Genomic DNA, 16,027 nt, shown 5'->3' with positions numbered 1-16,027 from the left:
TTGTTTCGCCCCCTCGGGCGAGTCCCTTTTGGCAAACGCCCCAAAAGGAACCAAAAGGGCTTGCCCCTGCCATCCGGCTTTTCGCTTCGCGAAAAGTACAATCGGTTCTTCGGAGTTTCAGGGGGCCGCCGCGAAGGGCCATCCCTGGCCAGTCGCGGCTTCCGCGGCATCCATGCCGCTCTCCCCCTGAAACTCCGATCACCTTCGGCCTCCTGAAAGGGGCATTTCGGCGCGTGCGGTTGTATCGCTGGAAGACTTGCAAGAGCCAAAGCCAGTGCAGCGGCGTTGAGGAGTTTTGTAGGATGGGTGGAGCTTGCGATACCCATGCTGCCCCGCGCACAGCAATCGATGGGTATCGCTGCGCTCCACGCCATCCTACGTTTGTGCTTCGCCGTGGCTTCGGCGTGGATGGAAACTCCAATCGCGGACAAGGTCCGCTCCTACGAAAGCTGGTACGTCGGCGCGGGGATGGTTCGCGAGCAAGCTCGCTCCTACGAAAAGCCCAACCTGCCAATCCCCGGCTCTGGCTCTGGCTCTGGCTCTAAAGGCTTCCAGAGAAATACCAGCGCACTCCGGCCTGCCCCGTTCAGGAGGCCTCGTTGAATTGGAGTTTCAGGGGTTGAGCGACATGGATGTCGCGAGAGCCGCGATGGGCCAGGGATGGCCCTTCGCGGCGGGCCCCTGAAACTTCGATTCAACGAGGGAATTTTTCGCCTAAGCGAAAAACCGGATGTCCGGGGCAAGACCTTTGGTTACTTTGGGGCGTTTGCCAAAGTGACTCGCCCGAGGGGGCGAAACACGAAGCCCGAGCGCACACCGAAGCGGCGCTGGAACACCCAAGCCAACGCAGCAGCCCTGCAACACCGAAAACGTCGGCCCTGCCGACGGATCGCGGGCATGGCCCGCTCCTACAGGGAGCACTCTGCAAACCCGCAACGCAAAAAACCGGAGCCTCGCGTGAGGCTCCGGTTTTCATTTCAGCGGGCTGTTACTTGCCAGCAGCGAACGCGTTGTAGCTGGTCATCAGATTCCGATAATCCGGAATGTGGTTCGAGCACAGCGCCGCCAGCCCTTCGATGTCGTTGCGCCAGTCGCGGTGCAGCTCACAGGCCACGCCGAACCAGGTCATCAGCTGCGCACCAGCCGCTTCCATCCGGCGCCAGGCGGCGTCGCGGGTCATCTCGTTGAAGGTGCCGGACGCATCCGCCACGACGAACACATCGAAACCTTCCGCCAGGGCCGACAGCGCCGGGAACGCCACGCAGACCTCGGTCACCACGCCGGCGATGATCAGCTGCTTCTTGCCAGTGGCCTTCACCGCTTTCACGAAATCCTCGTTGTCCCAGGCATTGATCTGACCGGGGCGGGCGATGTACGGCGCGTCCGGGAACTGCGCTTTCAGCTCGGGAACCAGCGGGCCGTTGGGGCCGGTTTCGAAGCTGGTGGTGAGGATGGTCGGCAGGTTGAAGAATTTGGCCAGGTCGCCCAGCGCCAGCACGTTGTTCTTGAACTTGTCCGGATCGATGTCGCGGACCAGCGAGAGCAGACCGGCCTGGTGGTCAACCAGCAGTACGGCGGCGTTGTCTTTGTCCAGGCGGTTGTAGGTGGCGTTGGTCATGGTGAAATCCTCGATTTGCTTTCAGTGGGTGCCGGCTGGGCCGGGAAGGTTTGGACTCGTTTGCAGTGCGTCACTGCATGGAACAAAGATTAAATTCGACACCCTTGATCCACCAGATGGCAAAAATTGCTTCTAGCGTTCCATTTTCAGAACGATAGCAACAAGACACCCCGCAAACCCACGGCTCCCAGGGGCTGCGCCCCTGAGCAAACGCCGAGCATCACTCCAAGCACCGCCCCAGAGCCCCGATTTCTCGTCCTTCAGAAATCAGCCTACCAACGATCACCCAGGCCTTTACAAGAAACACTGTATTTACATACAGTATTTCCATCCACCCCGAACCGGAGGCCTCCCATGCACGCCGCAACCTACAACCAGCTGTCCGCCCGCGTGAACGCCCTGCTGGCAGACCCGACCACCCTGAAGAACCTCGGCATCACTCTGCGCCGCGAACCCAGCGACGACTCCGCCGCCTGGAGCCAACTGGTCACCGACCTGCGCCAGGCCCCGAACCTGACCCTGCTGCCCCTGCAGGACGGCGCGATCCGGCTGGCCTGGCACAGCTGGCTGGATTGATCCACGAGAGGGAAAGCAAATCAGGATGGACCACAAACACCCCATCCCAGGTGACTTACGGCGAGCTGGTCCGCGCCGTATCGGCGATGGCGTTGCAGGTGGTGGGGTTGAGGCAGTAAGTGATGTAGGTCGCCTGCTTGTTACAGCCGCGCACGCCGATGGTGTATTCGGTGCGCTCCATGGCACGGCGAACCTGGGTGACCTTGCTCGACAGCACGCTGCTGGTGACCGACTCGCAATTGAGCTCGAACTTCGCCCGTGATTCGGTGGCACTGATCGCGGCCTGCTGGTTCGAGGCAAGGAACTCTTCGTTACTCATGCAACCGGACAACGCGGCGACAGCGGCCAGCACCGGCAGGGACAGCGGTAGACGTTTCATGAAGACGCTCTCCGTGTAATTCCCCCGGTAGGGTCAGCTTCTGGAGTCTAGATCGCGCTGAAGGAAACGTCTGACGTGCAGTCCGTCGGCTGATACGGCGCAACGCCACTACGCTTCTACGCTCACCTCTGAGGGTATTGCAGTGGAGCGACGCGTGATGAATCTCGACGACGATTTCAACCTCAGTGATTTCAACTTCGATGACCTGAACATCGATGAACTCAGTCTGGTTCCCATGGAGCCCACCGCCGCGCCCGTTTCGGCGATGCCGGCCAAGCCCAAGGCCAAGTTCCAGATCGACACCCGCCACAACGAGCGCCGCTGCAGCGCCGACCGACGACAATCCATCCGCTTCGAAGACGACCGCCGCAAGGGCGACCGCCGCGGTAGCAGCGTCAGCGATCCCTGGGCGAAGACAGTCGACTTCTGAGCGTCGGCGGCGCCAGGTGATTTGCCGGGGCTCGGGCTGAGCTGCTAGAAAGCGGTATCGCATTCAGATTTCCGATACCGCCATGAGCGACAGTGATAAACCGAATACCCGTCTCTTTGACCTCGATCTGCTCCGCGCCATCGTCACGGTGGCCGACTGCGGCAGTTTCACCACGGCCGCTACGCGCCTGCACTCGACCCAGTCCACCGTCAGCCAGAAGATTCGCCGGCTCGAGGAAATGGCCGGGCACCGGCTGCTCGAGCGCGGCAACCGCGATGTGCTGCCCACCGATGCCGGCGACACGCTGCTGGGCTATGCCCGGCGCCTGCTGGCGTTGAATGACGAGATGCTCGAGGCGCTGTCCGGCGCCACCGTGGCGCTGACGGTGCGCATCGGCGTGCCGGACGACTTCGCCACCGGGCGCACGACCGAGCAACTGGCCGCGTTCAACCGCCGCTACCCGCAGGTGAAGCTGGAAGTCACCAGCGGGCTGAGCCGTGATCTGTCCGCCAGCTATGACCGTGGCGAGCTGGACCTGGTACTGCTCAAGCAGCGGCAGAACGCCCGCGAGGCGGTGGCCTGCTGGCCGGAGAAGACGCGCTGGGTGGATAGCGCGAAGAACGCCTGCATCGAGCTGGACCCGCTGCCCATCGTGACTTTCCCGCCGCGCGGGGTGTACCGCGACGAGATGATCGCCGCGCTGGAATCCATTGGTCGGCGCTGGCACATCAGTTTCACCAGTTCGAGCCTGTCCGGCATCCAGTCGGCCATCGCCGACGGCATGGGCATCGGCCTGCTGCCGCAGCGCGCGGTGACCACGGAACACGCCGTGCTGCCGAAGAATATCGGGCTACCCTCGGTGGACGTGTTCGAGGTGGCGATGCTGCACCGGCCAGCGGTGGACCCGATGGTGAAGGAGCTGGCGCGGGTGCTGTCGCGGGTTCTGGCACAGGACACGAAAGGCTGAGCGCCTCCATCGTCGCATTCAGAAATTGAATACAGCGGATTCCAACATTTAATTTGTGCATGAAGTCGCCGCTGGATATCGTGGTTTCCAGCGACGGCCAGCGCACCGACAGCGCGCCGCTCTGCACGAATTGCTCACCACGGCGCCGCACGCGCCGGGCAGCAAGACAACAATGAGGAATTACCCCATGGCCAAATCCACTTATTACGCGCCGCACGGCGGGCACCCGGCACAGACCGAGCTGCTCACCGACCGCGCCATGTTCACCGAAGCCTATGCCGTGATCCCCAAGGGCGTGATGCGTGACATCGTCACCAGCCACCTGCCCTTCTGGGACAACATGCGCATGTGGGTCATCGCCCGCCCGCTGTCTGGCTTCGCCGAGACCTTCGCGCAGTACATCGTCGAGCTGGCGCCCCAGGGCGGCAGCGACAAGCCCGAGCAGGACATCAACGCCGAAGCGGTGCTGTTCATCGTCGAAGGCGAGCTGACCCTGACCCTGCAGGGTGAAGTGCACAAGATGCAGCCGGGCGGCTACGCGTTCATTCCGCCGGGCGCCGACTACAAGGTGCGCAACACCAGCAGCCAGCACACCCGCTTCCACTGGATCCGCAAGCACTACCAGAAAGTCGACGGCGTACCGCTGCCCGAAGCCTTCGTCACCAACGAGCAGGACATCGAGCCGCGGGTGATGCCGGATACCGAAGGCCGCTGGAGCACCACCCGCTTCGTCGACATGGCCGACATGCGCCACGACATGCACGTGAACATCGTGAACTTCGAGCCGGGCGGCGTGATTCCGTTCGCCGAGACCCACGTGATGGAGCACGGCCTGTACGTGCTGGAAGGCAAGGCGGTGTACCGCCTGAACCAGGACTGGGTCGAAGTGGAAGCCGGCGACTTCATGTGGCTGCGCGCCTTCTGCCCGCAGGCCTGCTACTCCGGTGGCCCCGGTCGCTTCCGCTACCTGCTGTACAAGGATGTGAACCGTCACATGCGCCTGACCCTGAACCAGCCGCACTGAGTGGCAGGTTCAGCCGGGAACTGACTCCGGTTCCCGCAGTGTCACCTGAAAAACCGGCGCCCAGGCGCCGGTTTTTCTTTTGCGCGTCGCCCGTGCCGTGACCGGCCTCGCGTGGCAAGCATGCCCTGGTCTGCTAAAACGTCTGGCTGGGAAATGTTTTGCAGTCGCCGAGGAAACAGGTACATGGAAGTCCGGTTCTTGCCGCAGACCGAGTTCGACAACGTCCATTTCTACCGCGCCGCCACGCTGCTGATTCTGCTGGCGATGGCCGCGTTCACGCTGATCAAGATGTTCAGCGGCGTCGTTCCCCTGTTCTCCGCCCTGCCCCTCTGCCTGCTGCTGCTCGGCGGGCGCTTCGCCTTGGAGTGGCGGCGGGTGTCGAAGGCGGAACCGGCCTTCATCGACAAGGGCGAACTGGTGCTCTGCGGCCAGGAAAGCCACCGGAAGATCGCCCTGGAGAAGATCAGCTCGGTACGCAGCCGCCACAGCCTGTTCATGGTGCGGCGCTATCGCTCCTGGTCGGAGCACCTGGCGTTCGTGGAATTCACCCTGGACAGCGGCGAGCGCGTCTCCACCCTCGCCGAGAGCCGCGTGCTCGAACTTCCCGCGGCATCCGGCACGCTGGCGGCGGTCGAGTCGGCCATCCTCGCGGCGAAGGTGAAGCGCCAGGGCGGCGAGGCCGACGCCGTCGGCAACGGTCGATGACGGCTCAGGGCGAGCCGAACATGGCCGTCCAGTAGATGCCCGCGTCGCTTTTCGGGTCCGCCGCGTAGGCCGCGCCCAGCTCGCTGTACTGCGGGTTCATCAGGTTGGCGCAATGGCCGGGGCTGGCCAGCCAGCTGTCCACCACCTTCTGCGCGTTGCCCTGGCCGGCGGCGATGTTCTCGCCGATGCGCTGGCCGGCGTAGCCATCCAGTTCCGCGCGGTCGCCCGGCGTGCTGCCGTCGCGGCCCTTGTGGTCGAAATAGTTGTTGTTGGCCATGTCGCGGCTGTGGGCTTCGGCGGTGCCGCCCAGGGTGGCGTTCCAGCTCAGCGCAGCAGCCGGGCCGAATGCCTGGCCGCCGCACTGGCGGCCCTTGCCGCGTGCCGCGTTGATCGCCTGCAACAGTTGCTGGCCTTCGGCTTCCCAGGTGCCCAGCTTGCCCTGCAGCAGCGGGCGGCCGAGCAGCACGCGCCAGTCATCACCCTCGCGGACGATGCCGACATCGACGAACTGCGGGTCCAGCAGCACCTGGCAGAAGCTTTCCTGCAGCGCCTTCATGGCGGCCGTCACGTCGCGCGGGCCGGTGAGGCTGAGCATGCGCACGCTGCTCATCGGGTAGCCGGCCTGGTTCAGCGCGGCCTTCCACTCCCCCGCAGAAGCGGGCAGCGCCAGGCGCGGGTCCGGCGACAGTGGCGGCAGCACCTGGGAGGCCTGGCCACCGCAGGACTGCACGTCGCCACGGTAGGCGTTGATGGCTTCGAGCAGTTGATCCTGGTCGGCCGCGCCGGCATTGGCGGCGGCCAGCAGGCCGAGCGACAACAACAGGCTACGCGGAAGGAACGACTGGCTGGGCATGGATGGCTCCGATGGTCGAAAAGGGCTCAATGATGCGTGATTTCTCGGCGTTTGGCTGCGGCCGGGACGTTCCGGTTCCCTTTGCGGAAAAACCCGGCAACGTTTGCCTGTCCCGGCCTGCAGAGAATTTCCGGGCCGCCTGACATAGGGCAAGAGAGCTCCCGACTTCGATTGCCGGCCCCGCGCTGTCAGGGACAATTCAGGTACCTGAACGAAACCGGACAACCCGCATCGTGCTCAAACCGCTGCATGTCTTCGCCCTGACCTTCCTCCTGGCCGTGCTCGCCACGCTGCTGGCCGGCTGGCACATGCTGCAGATGAAGCAGGACGCGCTGATGTACGCCCGCGCCAGCGGCACCAACACCCTGCTGCTGGTGGAGCGTGAATTCCACCGCGACCTCGACGTCCACGCGCAGACGTTGCAGACCCTCGCCAATGTCATCACCGGCCCCAGCACACCGGCCATGACCCAGCAGGTGCTGCAGGAACTGGTACAGGGGCACGCGGCGGGCGCGCTGCAGTCCGGCACCCTGGTGGTGACCGACGCCAAGGGGCAGTTGCTGGTGGACCTCAACCATGCCGGCGAAACCCGCCGCGACCTGTCGGCCCGCGAGTACTTCACCGCGCAGCGCGCCAACCCGGGGCATCTCTACCTCAGCCATCCGTTCCTGCCGTCCTATCCCGGCTCGGGGCCGAGCATCGCGCTCAGCCGCGCCATCGTCGGCAAGGACGGTCAGTTCCAGGGCGTGGCCGTGGCGATCAAGGACCTGCATCACCTGGACGCCTTCGTTCACGGCCTCGACCTGGGCCAACGCGGCGTGGTCGCCATTCGCCTGCTCGACGGCACACCGCTGACGCAATGGCCGCCGCAGCACCCCATGCACGAGGACGAGAGCGGCACCTTCCATGACTTCGTCGCTTCCGGCCGCGCCGAAGCGGTCGACGAGAGCATCGGCGGTGCCAGCGCCCACTGGCGCGGCTACCGGCGCATCGGCGATTACCCCGCCGTGGTCTCGGTGGAGTTGTGCCGCGAGGAAATCTTCCACACCTGGACCGGGCGCACCTGGATCACTGCGGGCCTGCTGCTGGCGATCAATGCCGCGACCATCTGTTTCGCCTACCGCCTGACCCGCCACCTGAAGCACCGCAATGCCAAGGAGAACAAGCTGCGCATCCAGGCCGACACCGACCCGCTGACCGGTCTGCACAACCGTCGCTGGTTCGATGAGAAGGCGCAGCACGAATGGCAGCGCCGCCGTGCCGGGGATGGCCACCTGGCGGTGCTGATGATGGATATCGACCAGTTCAAGGCCTACAACGACCACTACGGCCACCCGCGCGGCGACCTGGCGCTGATCAATGTCGCGCACCTGGTGCGCAAAGGCTGCCGCCGCGAGGAAGACGGCGCGGCGCGCTACGGCGGCGAGGAGTTCGTGATGATCCTCCCCGGCTGCGACAGCGCCGCCGCCGCCCAGGTCGCCGAATCGATCCGCCGCGACGTGGAGGAAACCGCGCTGCCCCACGAAAAGAGCCAGCGCGGCGTGGTGACTATCAGCATCGGTGTGGCCAGCACCTCGGACACACCGGCGGACAGCCTGCAGGCGCTGATCGATGCGGCGGACGCCAACCTCTACAAGGCCAAGGAAGCCGGGCGTAACCAGGTGGTGGCCTGAGCGCCGGTCAGCGTGGCTGCATGACCTCGACTTCCTGGATATCGAAATCGCGGCGCAGGTACTCCATGCGCCGCTCGTGGAACTCGCGCATGTGCGGTAGCGAGGAGTGGATGGCCAGGTGCTCGCGGCTCTGCCAGACCTCGAAGAAGGTGAACAGGGTCGGGTCGCTGGCGTCGCGCAGCATGTGGTACTGGAGGCAGCCTTCCTCGGAGCGGCTGGGGGTCAGGTAGGTACGGAACAGGTCCTCGAAGGACTGGGATTTTTCCGGAAGGGTGTGGGCCTGGAGGGTGAAGGCGTACATCGGACTGGCTCCTGGAGGGCGAAAAGATTACCCAATCCTGACGCAAATCAATCCTCCACATTCTTGATTCTCACGCACGGATCATTTGTCCGAAAACGGGTTTTTCCACCCTGCTGCGCTCGATATTCTGCCGCCATCCAATTTCTCACCTCAGGGCCCACACCATGAAAAAGATCCTGCTGATCAATGGCGGCAAGCAGTTCGCCCACTCCGATGGCCGCTACAACGCGACCCTGCATGAAGCCGCGATCGCGCATCTGGACCACGCCGGTTTCGACGTGAAGGAAACCTTCGTCGACGGCGGCTACGACATTCAGGAAGAAGTGCAGAAGATGCTCTGGGCCGACGTCATCGTGTACCAGATGCCCGGCTGGTGGATGGGCGCGCCCTGGACCGTCAAGCAGTACATCGACGAGGTGTTCACCGCCGGCCACGGCAGCCTCTACGCCAACGACGGTCGTACCCGCTCCGACGCTTCGCAGAAGTACGGCAGCGGCGGCCTGCTGCAGGGCAAGCAGTACATGATCTCGGCCACCTGGAACGCGCCGCAGCAGGCCTTCGACGACCCGACCGATTTCTTCGAGGGCAAGGGCGTGGATGCGGTGTACTTCCCCTTCCACAAGGCCAACCAGTTCCTGGGCATGAGCCCGCTGCCGACCTTCCTCTGCGTGGACGTGATGAAGCGCCCGAACATCGAGAATGATGTGGTGCGTTATCAGCAGCACCTGAGCGAAGTGCTGGGCGGCGGGGCCTGATACTCCGCGCCTGAAGAATCCGCCCGTACCGCTGGGCAACCAGCATTGGGTTCGTCAGCGGAATCGGCTAGGCTTCGCCCTTTCCTACTGCCTGTTCAGGAGTTATCCCATGGCCCGTGCATCCGCCCGTCACATCCTGGTTTCCAGCGAAGCCAAGTGCAATGAACTGAAAACCGCCATCGAAGGCGGCGCCGACTTCGCCCAGGTGGCGCGCGACAACTCCACCTGCCCGTCCGGCCGCAGCGGCGGCGACCTGGGCAGCTTCCGCCCGGGCCAGATGGTTCGCGAGTTCGACCAGGTCGTGTTCAGCGCTCCGCTGAACGTCGTCCAGGGGCCGGTGAAGACCCAGTTCGGCTATCACCTGGTGGAAGTGACCAGCCGCGAGGACTGATCCGCTTCGCCCGCGCCGCGCCCTTTGCCGGGGGCGGCGCCTGCTCTGCTTTGCGCTCCAGATCCCCGCGTCACACCGGCCCGCCCCGCGCCACCAGCATCACGCCCAGCCCGACCAGAATCGAACCGCACACCCGCGGCATCAGCCGCTGTCCGCGTCCCTTGCCCAGTGCGCCCAGCAACAGCGAGGCGAATAGCACGGCGAGCACGTCAGCCGTGGAAAACACCAGGTTGACGATCATTCCGAGGATGAAGAACTGCAGGCCCACCGGCAGGCTCGCGGTCGGGTCGACGAACTGCGGCAGGAAGGTCAGGAAGAACAGCGCCGTCTTGGGGTTGAGCACCTCGACGATGATGCTGTCGCGCAGCACCTTCGGCCGTGCCTCACCCGCTTCCTGCTCGTTCCCGAGCAGGCGGCGCCCGCCGAAGATCATCGTGCCGCCAAGCCAGATCAGGTAGGCCGCGCCGGCCAGCTTCAGCGTGAGGTACAGGTTCGGCGCGTGGTGCAACAGTGCGGCAAGGCCGGCGCTGGCGGCGAGGATGTGTGCGTAGCAACCCAGGTGAATGCCCAGCGCGGCGTGCAGGCCGGCGCGGCGGCCGTGGGCGAGGGTCTGCGAAGTCATGTAGAGGATGGCCGGGCCCGGCATGCAGGCGAAGGCCAGCGTCGCCACGGCGAACGAGGCCCAGTAGGCAGGCAGTGTCATGGTGTGATCCTTCCCTTGATCGGGTGTCGGCCGGCGCTCATCGAGGCGGCGTCTGGTCCGTGACGAGAAGGTTAAGCAGCGCGGGCGGCCGGGCACATACGGCAGTTGCCGTATTTTTTCCCGGCGTGCGGGACGCTAGTCTCTGCCGGACGACTCATCCATGGGACGGGGACGCGCCGCATGCGCACGCAGGCAAGGCACAGGTTCGACTCAGGCGCTGGGCAGGCCCAGGCGCACGGCGAAGGCAGCCAGCTCCGCTGGGCTGTGCAAGTCGAGCTTGCGCATGAGGTTTTCGCGGTGCTTGCGCACGGTCAGCGGGCTGATGCTGAAGTGCTCAGCGATTTCCCGCGCACTGTGCCCCTGGGCGGCCAGGATGAGAATCTGTCGCTCGCGCCTGGTCAGTTCCACGGCCGACAGCAGACTGGAATCAACCGGGGTGCGGGCGTTCGGGTTGTCCAGCAGGACGCGCAGGCTGTGCGCCAGGAAATGCCGGCCGCCACGCAGGACATCGATGGCTTCGAGCAGCTCGCCGGTATCATCGTTCTTGCTCAGGTAGCCGTGTACGCCGGCGTCGAGCACCGAGCGCACCGTGGCCGTCTCCGTGTTGGCGGTGAGCACCAGTATCTTCAGCCGGGGGTGACGCTGGCGCAGTTCGTGGATGAACTGCAGCCGGTTGAGGCCGGGCATGTTCAGGTCGAGCAGGAGCAGGTCCGCGCCCTGTTCTTCCAGCAGGGCGTGCAGGCGCATGCCGTCCCCCGCCTCGCCCACCACCTGGATGCCGTCCTGGGTCGACAGCAGCAGGTGCAGGCCGTCCCGTACGATGCCGTGGTCATCGGCGATGACCACCCGCATTTCGCGCTTCCCGTCCATCTTTCGTCTCCCTGAGGCATTCCGGATATGCACAACAGCCTGCAGCAGCGCGATCTGGTCGATCTCTTGTTCCGCCAGTCCTACGCCGTGCTCTTTGCCAACCTGGTGATACCCCTGCCGGTGCTGTACATCTTCCGCAACGCCCTGTCGCCGACGACGATGGTCTTCTGGTTGGTCGCGCTCTACGCGCTCACGCTGGGGCGGATTGTCCTGGCACGCACGTACTTCCGGCAAGCCCCGGCGCGCACGCGGGAAGAAAAATGGTTGTGGAGCAATACGCTGCTGTCCTGGGCCAGCAGCCTGCTCTGGGGATGGCTGGGCTGGGCCGGCTTCGCCCATGGCGATCCGCAGCTCTTCGCCTTCACCTGCATCGTGCTCACGGGCCTGGTGTGCGGCGCGGTGCCCTCGCTGTCGGCCTTTCCGCCGGCCTACATCGGCTCGCTCACCGCGATGCTGCTGCCCATGCTGGTACGCTGCCTGAGCATTGCCGATGAACAGCACACCACCTACAGCTTCTTCATCGTCTGCCTGGCCGCGGTCAACCTGTACTACAGCCGGGTGACCTACCGCAGCCTGTGCGAGACCATCCGCCTGCGCCAGGAAAACTCCGAGCTGGTGCAGGACCTGCGCGAGCAGCGAGACCGCGCCCGCGCTGCCGACCAGGCCAAGACGCGCTTCCTCGCCGCCGCCAGCCACGACCTGCGCCAGCCGATCCACGCCCTTGGGCTGTTCGTCGGGGCGCTCTCCGCCCTCGCCGAGCGCGGCCCCGTCGATGCCCGCCAGGCGCGCGATATCGCCTCGCGCCTGCGCGCCATGCTCGGCAACCTGAGCGACCTGCTCAACGGCCTGCTGGATATCTCGCGCCTGGACGCCGGCGTGGTGCCGGTGGCGCGCGAGCCGATCTCGCTGCACAAGCTGTTCGCCGACCTGCGCGAGGCATTCGCCGGCACCGCCAGCGAGCACAACCTGCGCTGGCGGGTGCAGGACAGCCGGCTGTGGGTGGATAGCGACCCGCTACTGCTCAAGCGCATCCTCGACAACCTGCTGAGCAACGCCTTCCGCTATACGCCCAAGGGCAGCGTGCTGCTGGGCTGCCGGCGGCGCGGCGACGAGCTGGAGATCCAGGTGATCGACACCGGCGTCGGCATCCATGCCAGCCAGCAGGAGGTAATTTTCGACGAGTTCGTCCAGCTGCATAACGCCGAGCGCGACCGCAAGCAGGGGCTCGGCCTGGGCCTGGCCATCGTGCGCCACACAGCGCGGCTGCTCGGGCATCCGCTGGCGCTGACCTCCGAGGCGGGCCGGGGCACCTGCTTCAGCCTGCGCGTGCCAGCAGCCGAAGCGCCGTTGCAGGCTCCGCCCCTGCCGCTGCCGACGGCCGCCCGCGGGCCCGGCCTGGGCATCATGGTGGTGGAGGACGAAGTCGACGTGCTGCACGCGCTGTGCAGCCTGCTGGAGGTCTGGGGCCATCGCGTCTATCCCGGCACCAGCGCCCTGCTCGCCTGCCAGCGGCATATCGAGGCCAGCCACACTGGCCGCGCCCCCGTGGACCTGATCCTCAGCGACTACCGCCTGGGTGACGGCCAGACCGGCGCCGACGCGGTGCGCCGCATCCGCAGCTACCTGTCGCGCGGGCATTTGGGAGAGGTGCCGGCGCTGATCATCACCGGCGACACCTCCCCCGAGCGCCTGCGCGAGGCCGCCGCCAGCGGCAGCCAGCTGTTGCACAAGCCGCTGGACACCGACCAGCTGCGCGCCGCCATCGCCAGCAGTCAGGATGTGACCAGCACCGCCTGAAAACTGGCGTCAGGCCTTGTGGCATGGGGGCTACGCCGGTTCATCCGGGGCTAAAGTCGCGGCTGGATCGGCCGATGCACTGGGTGAAACGAATCGGCAGCAGCCTTCGTGCCTCACCACTAGAGAAAGCCCTCGCATGTTCAACTCGCGTCTGAAGCAGGAAATCGCCACCCTGCGTGAAGAACTCGCCTCCTTCGAAGAGATCCGCGCCAGCCTCGACGAAGAAATGCTCGTGCTGTTCCTCGACCCCCGAGGGCGCATCGAGTCGGTGAATGCCAACTTCGAGAAGGAAATGCTCCACCGCGGCGAACAGCTCAAGGGCCGCCCGCTTCTCGACCTGATCCCCGACCACGTACGCGGGCTGGACTTCCACCTGAAGGTGAAGCACGCCATCGAACGCGGCGAGCACCTGGCCGGAGTCATTCGCCTGCTGCGCGGCGACGGCGAGGAAGCCTGGCTGCGCTCGATCCTGCAGCCGGTGCACGACAGCGCCGGGAAGATTCAGCACTTCTCGATCTACGCCAGCGACCTGACCCGCACCATCGAGAACTCCCGCGAGCACGAGAACCTGATCGAGGCGCTGCAACGTTCCACCGCAGTAATCGAATTCAACCTGCAGGGCGAAGTGCTCGCCGCCAACGACCGCTTCCTCAACGCCATGGGCTACAGCCTGACGCAGATCCAGGGCAAGCATCACCGGATGTTCTGCGAGCCGGCCGAATACAACTCGTCGCAGTACGACGCCTTCTGGGCCAAGCTGCGCCGCGGCGAGTTCGTCACCGGCCGCTTCAAGCGCCTCGACAGCCGCGGCCACGAAGTCTGGCTGGAGGCCTCGTACAACCCGATCATCGACGCCCACGACCGCCTCTACAAAGTGGTGAAGTTCGCCACCGTGATCACCGAACAGGTACACCGCGAGAACGCCGTTGCGCAGGCGGCGACCATTGCCTTCGACACCTCGCAGACCACCGACGACAGCGCCACCAAGGGCGCCGCCGTGGTGCAGCAGACGGTTGAGGTGATGCGCGAGCTGGCCGACCGCATGCAGGAGGCCGCCCAGGGCATCGAGGCACTGGACCGCCAGTCCCAGGCCATCGGCGCGCTGGTGCAGAGCATCCGCAGCATCGCCGACCAGACCAACCTGCTGGCCCTCAACGCCGCCATCGAAGCCGCCCGCGCGGGCGACCAGGGACGCGGCTTCGCGGTGGTCGCCGACGAGGTGCGCCAGCTCGCCTCGCGCACCAGCGCTGCCACCGAGGAAATCACCCGCGTGGTGGAACAGAACCAGCACCTGGCGGGCCAGGCCGTGGCCATGATCGACCGAGGCAAGCAGCAGGCCGAGCTGGGCCTGGAGCTGTCCGGGCAGGCCGGTACGGTGATCATCGAGATCCAGGACAGCGCCCAGCGCGTGGTCAACGCCGTGGGCCAGTTCGCCAACCAGCTGTCGACCTGAGGCGCTTCCCTGCGGCACGTCAACACGGCGTGCCGCAGCCTCCCCTAGGCTCCCGTCCGGCATTGCAGCTAGGCTCAATGCAGATGCGCATTTTCGCCATCGAAGGACGACCCCATGAGCGACACTCCCCTCCCCGACGTTATCCAGTATCTGAGCCTGCTGCCCGAGCGCGGCGGCTCGGACATGTTCTTCAGTGTCGGCGCGCCGCCGCACCTGAAGGCCGAAGGCCACAGCCAGCCGGCGGATGACCGCGTACTGCAGAACGGCGAAGTGAAGACCCTGGCCTGGCAACTGATGTCGCCGGCCCAGGCACAGGATTTCGAGCGCGACCTGGAAATGAACCTGGCGCTGAGCGTGCCGGACGTCGGGCGCTTCCGCGCGAACATCTACTACCAGCGTGGCGAAGTGGCCATGGTGGTACGCCTGATCAAGCAGGTGATCCCCGACGTCACCTCCCTCGGCCTGCCGTCGATCCTCGACAAGCTGGCCATGCAGGATCGCGGGCTGATCCTGGTGATCGGCGCGGCCGGCGCGGGCAAGTCGACGACCCTGGCGAGCATGCTGGACTTCCGCAACCGCCACCGCTCCGGGCACATCGTCTGCATCGAGGACCCCATCGAGTTCCTCCACACGCACAAGAAGTCGATCATCGACCAGCGCGAGGTCGGCCTGGACACCCACAGCTACGAAGACGCCCTGCGCAATGTGCTGCGTGAGGCACCGGACGTGATCATGCTCGGCGAGATCCGCGACGCCGCCACCATGCAGCACGCACTGCACTACGCCGAGACAGGCCACCTGTGCGTCGCCACCCTGCACGGCACCAGCTGCCGCCACGCCATCGAGCGTATCACCCGCTTCTTCCCCGACGAGGCGCGCCCGCAGGTGCTGGCCGACCTGTCGCAGAACATCCTCGCGCTGGTCGGCCAGCGCCTGGTGCCCGGCACTCACCAGCGGCGCGCCGTGGCGGTGGAACTGGTGCTGGGCACGCCACACATCCGCGGCATCATTCAGCGCGATGAACTCCCCGAGCTCAAGGGCGCGGTGGAGCGCGCGCTGGAAAGTGGCATGCAGAGCTTCGACCAGAGCCTCTACAAATTGCTCGAGGAAGGCCGCGTGAGCGTGAGCGATGCACTGAAGTTCGCCGACTCGCGCACCGACCTGGCGCTGAAGATCAAGCTGGAGCGCGGCATGGACGACGACAGCGTCGGGCCGGTGTTTGGTAGCTGAACAAGCCTGGTCGGTATAAGCCAGGGTTGAGCCAATCGCGGACAGAGTCCGCTCCTACCGGATAGATCGGTGCTCGGATCGGCCCTCACCCTAACCCTCTCCCAGGGGGAGAGGGGACCGTTCGGAGCCGGATGAAACCACAGCGTCAGCCGGCACGATTTGCTCCCTCTCCCTGAGGGAGAGGGCTGGGGTGAGGGGGAAAGCACAAACACGGAACCACCAGGGAAAGACAGTTGCTCCTACGTATCCTGTTAGCGCGTGCGTAGGAGCGGACTTCGTCCGCGATAGATCCCCGGCAACGC

Annotated in this window: 17 protein-coding genes and 1 pseudogene; 12 read left to right on the top strand and 6 right to left on the bottom strand. The window is 65.5% G+C overall.

All coding sequences use genetic code 11. The features are described 5' to 3' along the window. Nucleotides 1-988: 988 nt before the first annotated feature. Nucleotides 989-1,618, bottom strand: coding sequence for an isochorismate family cysteine hydrolase YcaC (ycaC, locus tag IB275_RS08995; protein ID WP_192289130.1), 630 nt, complete (start codon nucleotides 1,616-1,618; stop codon nucleotides 989-991). Nucleotides 1,619-1,972: 354 nt separating this feature from the next. Here ycaC and IB275_RS08990 point away from each other — a divergent pair, with 354 nt between their 5' ends. Beyond that, nucleotides 1,973-2,194: a DUF1654 domain-containing protein gene (locus IB275_RS08990; protein ID WP_024763117.1), complete on the top strand. Its 222-nt coding sequence runs from the start codon at nucleotides 1,973-1,975 to the stop codon at nucleotides 2,192-2,194. 55 nt (nucleotides 2,195-2,249) lie between these two features. On the opposite strand, the gene IB275_RS08985 is transcribed toward IB275_RS08990, so the two are convergent. Then, nucleotides 2,250-2,573: a hypothetical protein gene (locus tag IB275_RS08985; RefSeq protein ID WP_081518058.1), complete on the bottom strand. Its 324-nt coding sequence runs from the start codon at nucleotides 2,571-2,573 to the stop codon at nucleotides 2,250-2,252. Between the two features lie 157 nt (nucleotides 2,574-2,730). Between IB275_RS08985 and IB275_RS08980 the strand changes: the two genes are divergently transcribed. The 4 genes from IB275_RS08980 (at nucleotide 2,731) to IB275_RS08965 (ending at nucleotide 5,699) form a co-directional block, all read left to right on the top strand. Then, nucleotides 2,731-3,003 carry a hypothetical protein gene (locus tag IB275_RS08980; protein WP_192289132.1) on the top strand — a complete coding sequence of 91 codons (273 nt, stop codon included), beginning with the start codon at nucleotides 2,731-2,733 and terminating at the stop codon, nucleotides 3,001-3,003. A gap of 82 nt (nucleotides 3,004-3,085) precedes the next feature. After that, nucleotides 3,086-3,970, top strand: coding sequence for a LysR family transcriptional regulator (locus IB275_RS08975; RefSeq protein ID WP_192289134.1), 885 nt, complete (start codon nucleotides 3,086-3,088; stop codon nucleotides 3,968-3,970). 187 nt (nucleotides 3,971-4,157) lie between these two features. After that, nucleotides 4,158-4,994: a bifunctional allantoicase/(S)-ureidoglycine aminohydrolase gene (locus IB275_RS08970; RefSeq protein ID WP_192289136.1), complete on the top strand. Its 837-nt coding sequence runs from the start codon at nucleotides 4,158-4,160 to the stop codon at nucleotides 4,992-4,994. A gap of 183 nt (nucleotides 4,995-5,177) precedes the next feature. Next, a complete protein-coding gene (locus tag IB275_RS08965) occupies nucleotides 5,178-5,699 on the top strand; it encodes a hypothetical protein (protein WP_192289138.1) in 522 nt (173 codons plus the stop codon). Between the two features lie 4 nt (nucleotides 5,700-5,703). Here IB275_RS08965 and IB275_RS08960 read toward each other — a convergent pair whose 3' ends face one another. Then, nucleotides 5,704-6,552 carry a CAP domain-containing protein gene (locus IB275_RS08960; protein WP_081518053.1) on the bottom strand — a complete coding sequence of 283 codons (849 nt, stop codon included), beginning with the start codon at nucleotides 6,550-6,552 and terminating at the stop codon, nucleotides 5,704-5,706. Nucleotides 6,553-6,785: 233 nt separating this feature from the next. Here IB275_RS08960 and IB275_RS08955 point away from each other — a divergent pair, with 233 nt between their 5' ends. Next, a complete protein-coding gene (locus IB275_RS08955) occupies nucleotides 6,786-8,225 on the top strand; it encodes a sensor domain-containing diguanylate cyclase (protein ID WP_318652546.1) in 1,440 nt (479 codons plus the stop codon). A 7-nt stretch (nucleotides 8,226-8,232) separates the two neighbouring features. On the opposite strand, the gene IB275_RS08950 is transcribed toward IB275_RS08955, so the two are convergent. Next, a complete protein-coding gene (locus IB275_RS08950) occupies nucleotides 8,233-8,526 on the bottom strand; it encodes a putative quinol monooxygenase (RefSeq protein ID WP_192289140.1) in 294 nt (97 codons plus the stop codon). A 164-nt stretch (nucleotides 8,527-8,690) separates the two neighbouring features. Between IB275_RS08950 and mdaB the strand changes: the two genes are divergently transcribed. Both mdaB and IB275_RS08940 read left to right on the top strand, forming a co-directional pair. Beyond that, nucleotides 8,691-9,281 (top strand): NADPH:quinone oxidoreductase MdaB, encoded by a 591-nt coding sequence (gene mdaB, locus IB275_RS08945; RefSeq protein WP_192289142.1) that lies wholly within the window; start codon nucleotides 8,691-8,693, stop codon nucleotides 9,279-9,281. A 109-nt stretch (nucleotides 9,282-9,390) separates the two neighbouring features. Continuing rightward, complete coding sequence (locus tag IB275_RS08940; protein ID WP_184594568.1) at nucleotides 9,391-9,672, top strand: peptidylprolyl isomerase; 282 nt, start codon at nucleotides 9,391-9,393, stop codon at nucleotides 9,670-9,672. Between the two features lie 70 nt (nucleotides 9,673-9,742). On the opposite strand, the gene IB275_RS08935 is transcribed toward IB275_RS08940, so the two are convergent. Both IB275_RS08935 and IB275_RS08930 read right to left on the bottom strand, forming a co-directional pair. Then, nucleotides 9,743-10,375: a LysE family translocator gene (locus tag IB275_RS08935; protein WP_192289144.1), complete on the bottom strand. Its 633-nt coding sequence runs from the start codon at nucleotides 10,373-10,375 to the stop codon at nucleotides 9,743-9,745. A gap of 210 nt (nucleotides 10,376-10,585) precedes the next feature. Next, a complete protein-coding gene (locus IB275_RS08930; protein ID WP_225607755.1) occupies nucleotides 10,586-11,245 on the bottom strand; it encodes a response regulator in 660 nt (219 codons plus the stop codon). A 27-nt stretch (nucleotides 11,246-11,272) separates the two neighbouring features. Here IB275_RS08930 and IB275_RS08925 point away from each other — a divergent pair, with 27 nt between their 5' ends. From IB275_RS08925 to IB275_RS08910, 4 genes and pseudogenes are all read left to right on the top strand, one after another. Continuing rightward, nucleotides 11,273-13,042, top strand: a complete 1,770-nt coding sequence (locus IB275_RS08925; RefSeq protein WP_192289146.1) for a hybrid sensor histidine kinase/response regulator — start codon at nucleotides 11,273-11,275, stop codon at nucleotides 13,040-13,042. A 136-nt stretch (nucleotides 13,043-13,178) separates the two neighbouring features. Continuing rightward, a pseudogene (locus tag IB275_RS08920) lies at nucleotides 13,179-13,907 on the top strand (PAS domain-containing protein); the annotation flags it as partial. 9 nt (nucleotides 13,908-13,916) lie between these two features. Next, the gene (locus IB275_RS08915; protein ID WP_494514441.1) at nucleotides 13,917-14,495 is read left to right on the top strand and encodes a methyl-accepting chemotaxis protein; all 579 of its coding nucleotides are present in this window, start codon (nucleotides 13,917-13,919) and stop codon (nucleotides 14,493-14,495) included. A 114-nt stretch (nucleotides 14,496-14,609) separates the two neighbouring features. Beyond that, a complete protein-coding gene (locus IB275_RS08910; protein WP_192289150.1) occupies nucleotides 14,610-15,725 on the top strand; it encodes a PilT/PilU family type 4a pilus ATPase in 1,116 nt (371 codons plus the stop codon). Nucleotides 15,726-16,027 lie beyond the last annotated feature (302 nt).

Source organism: Pseudomonas sp. PDM21 (genome assembly GCF_014852505.2).
GTDB lineage: Bacteria > Pseudomonadota > Gammaproteobacteria > Pseudomonadales > Pseudomonadaceae > Pseudomonas.
This window is presented reverse-complemented; position numbering and strand designations above follow the sequence as displayed.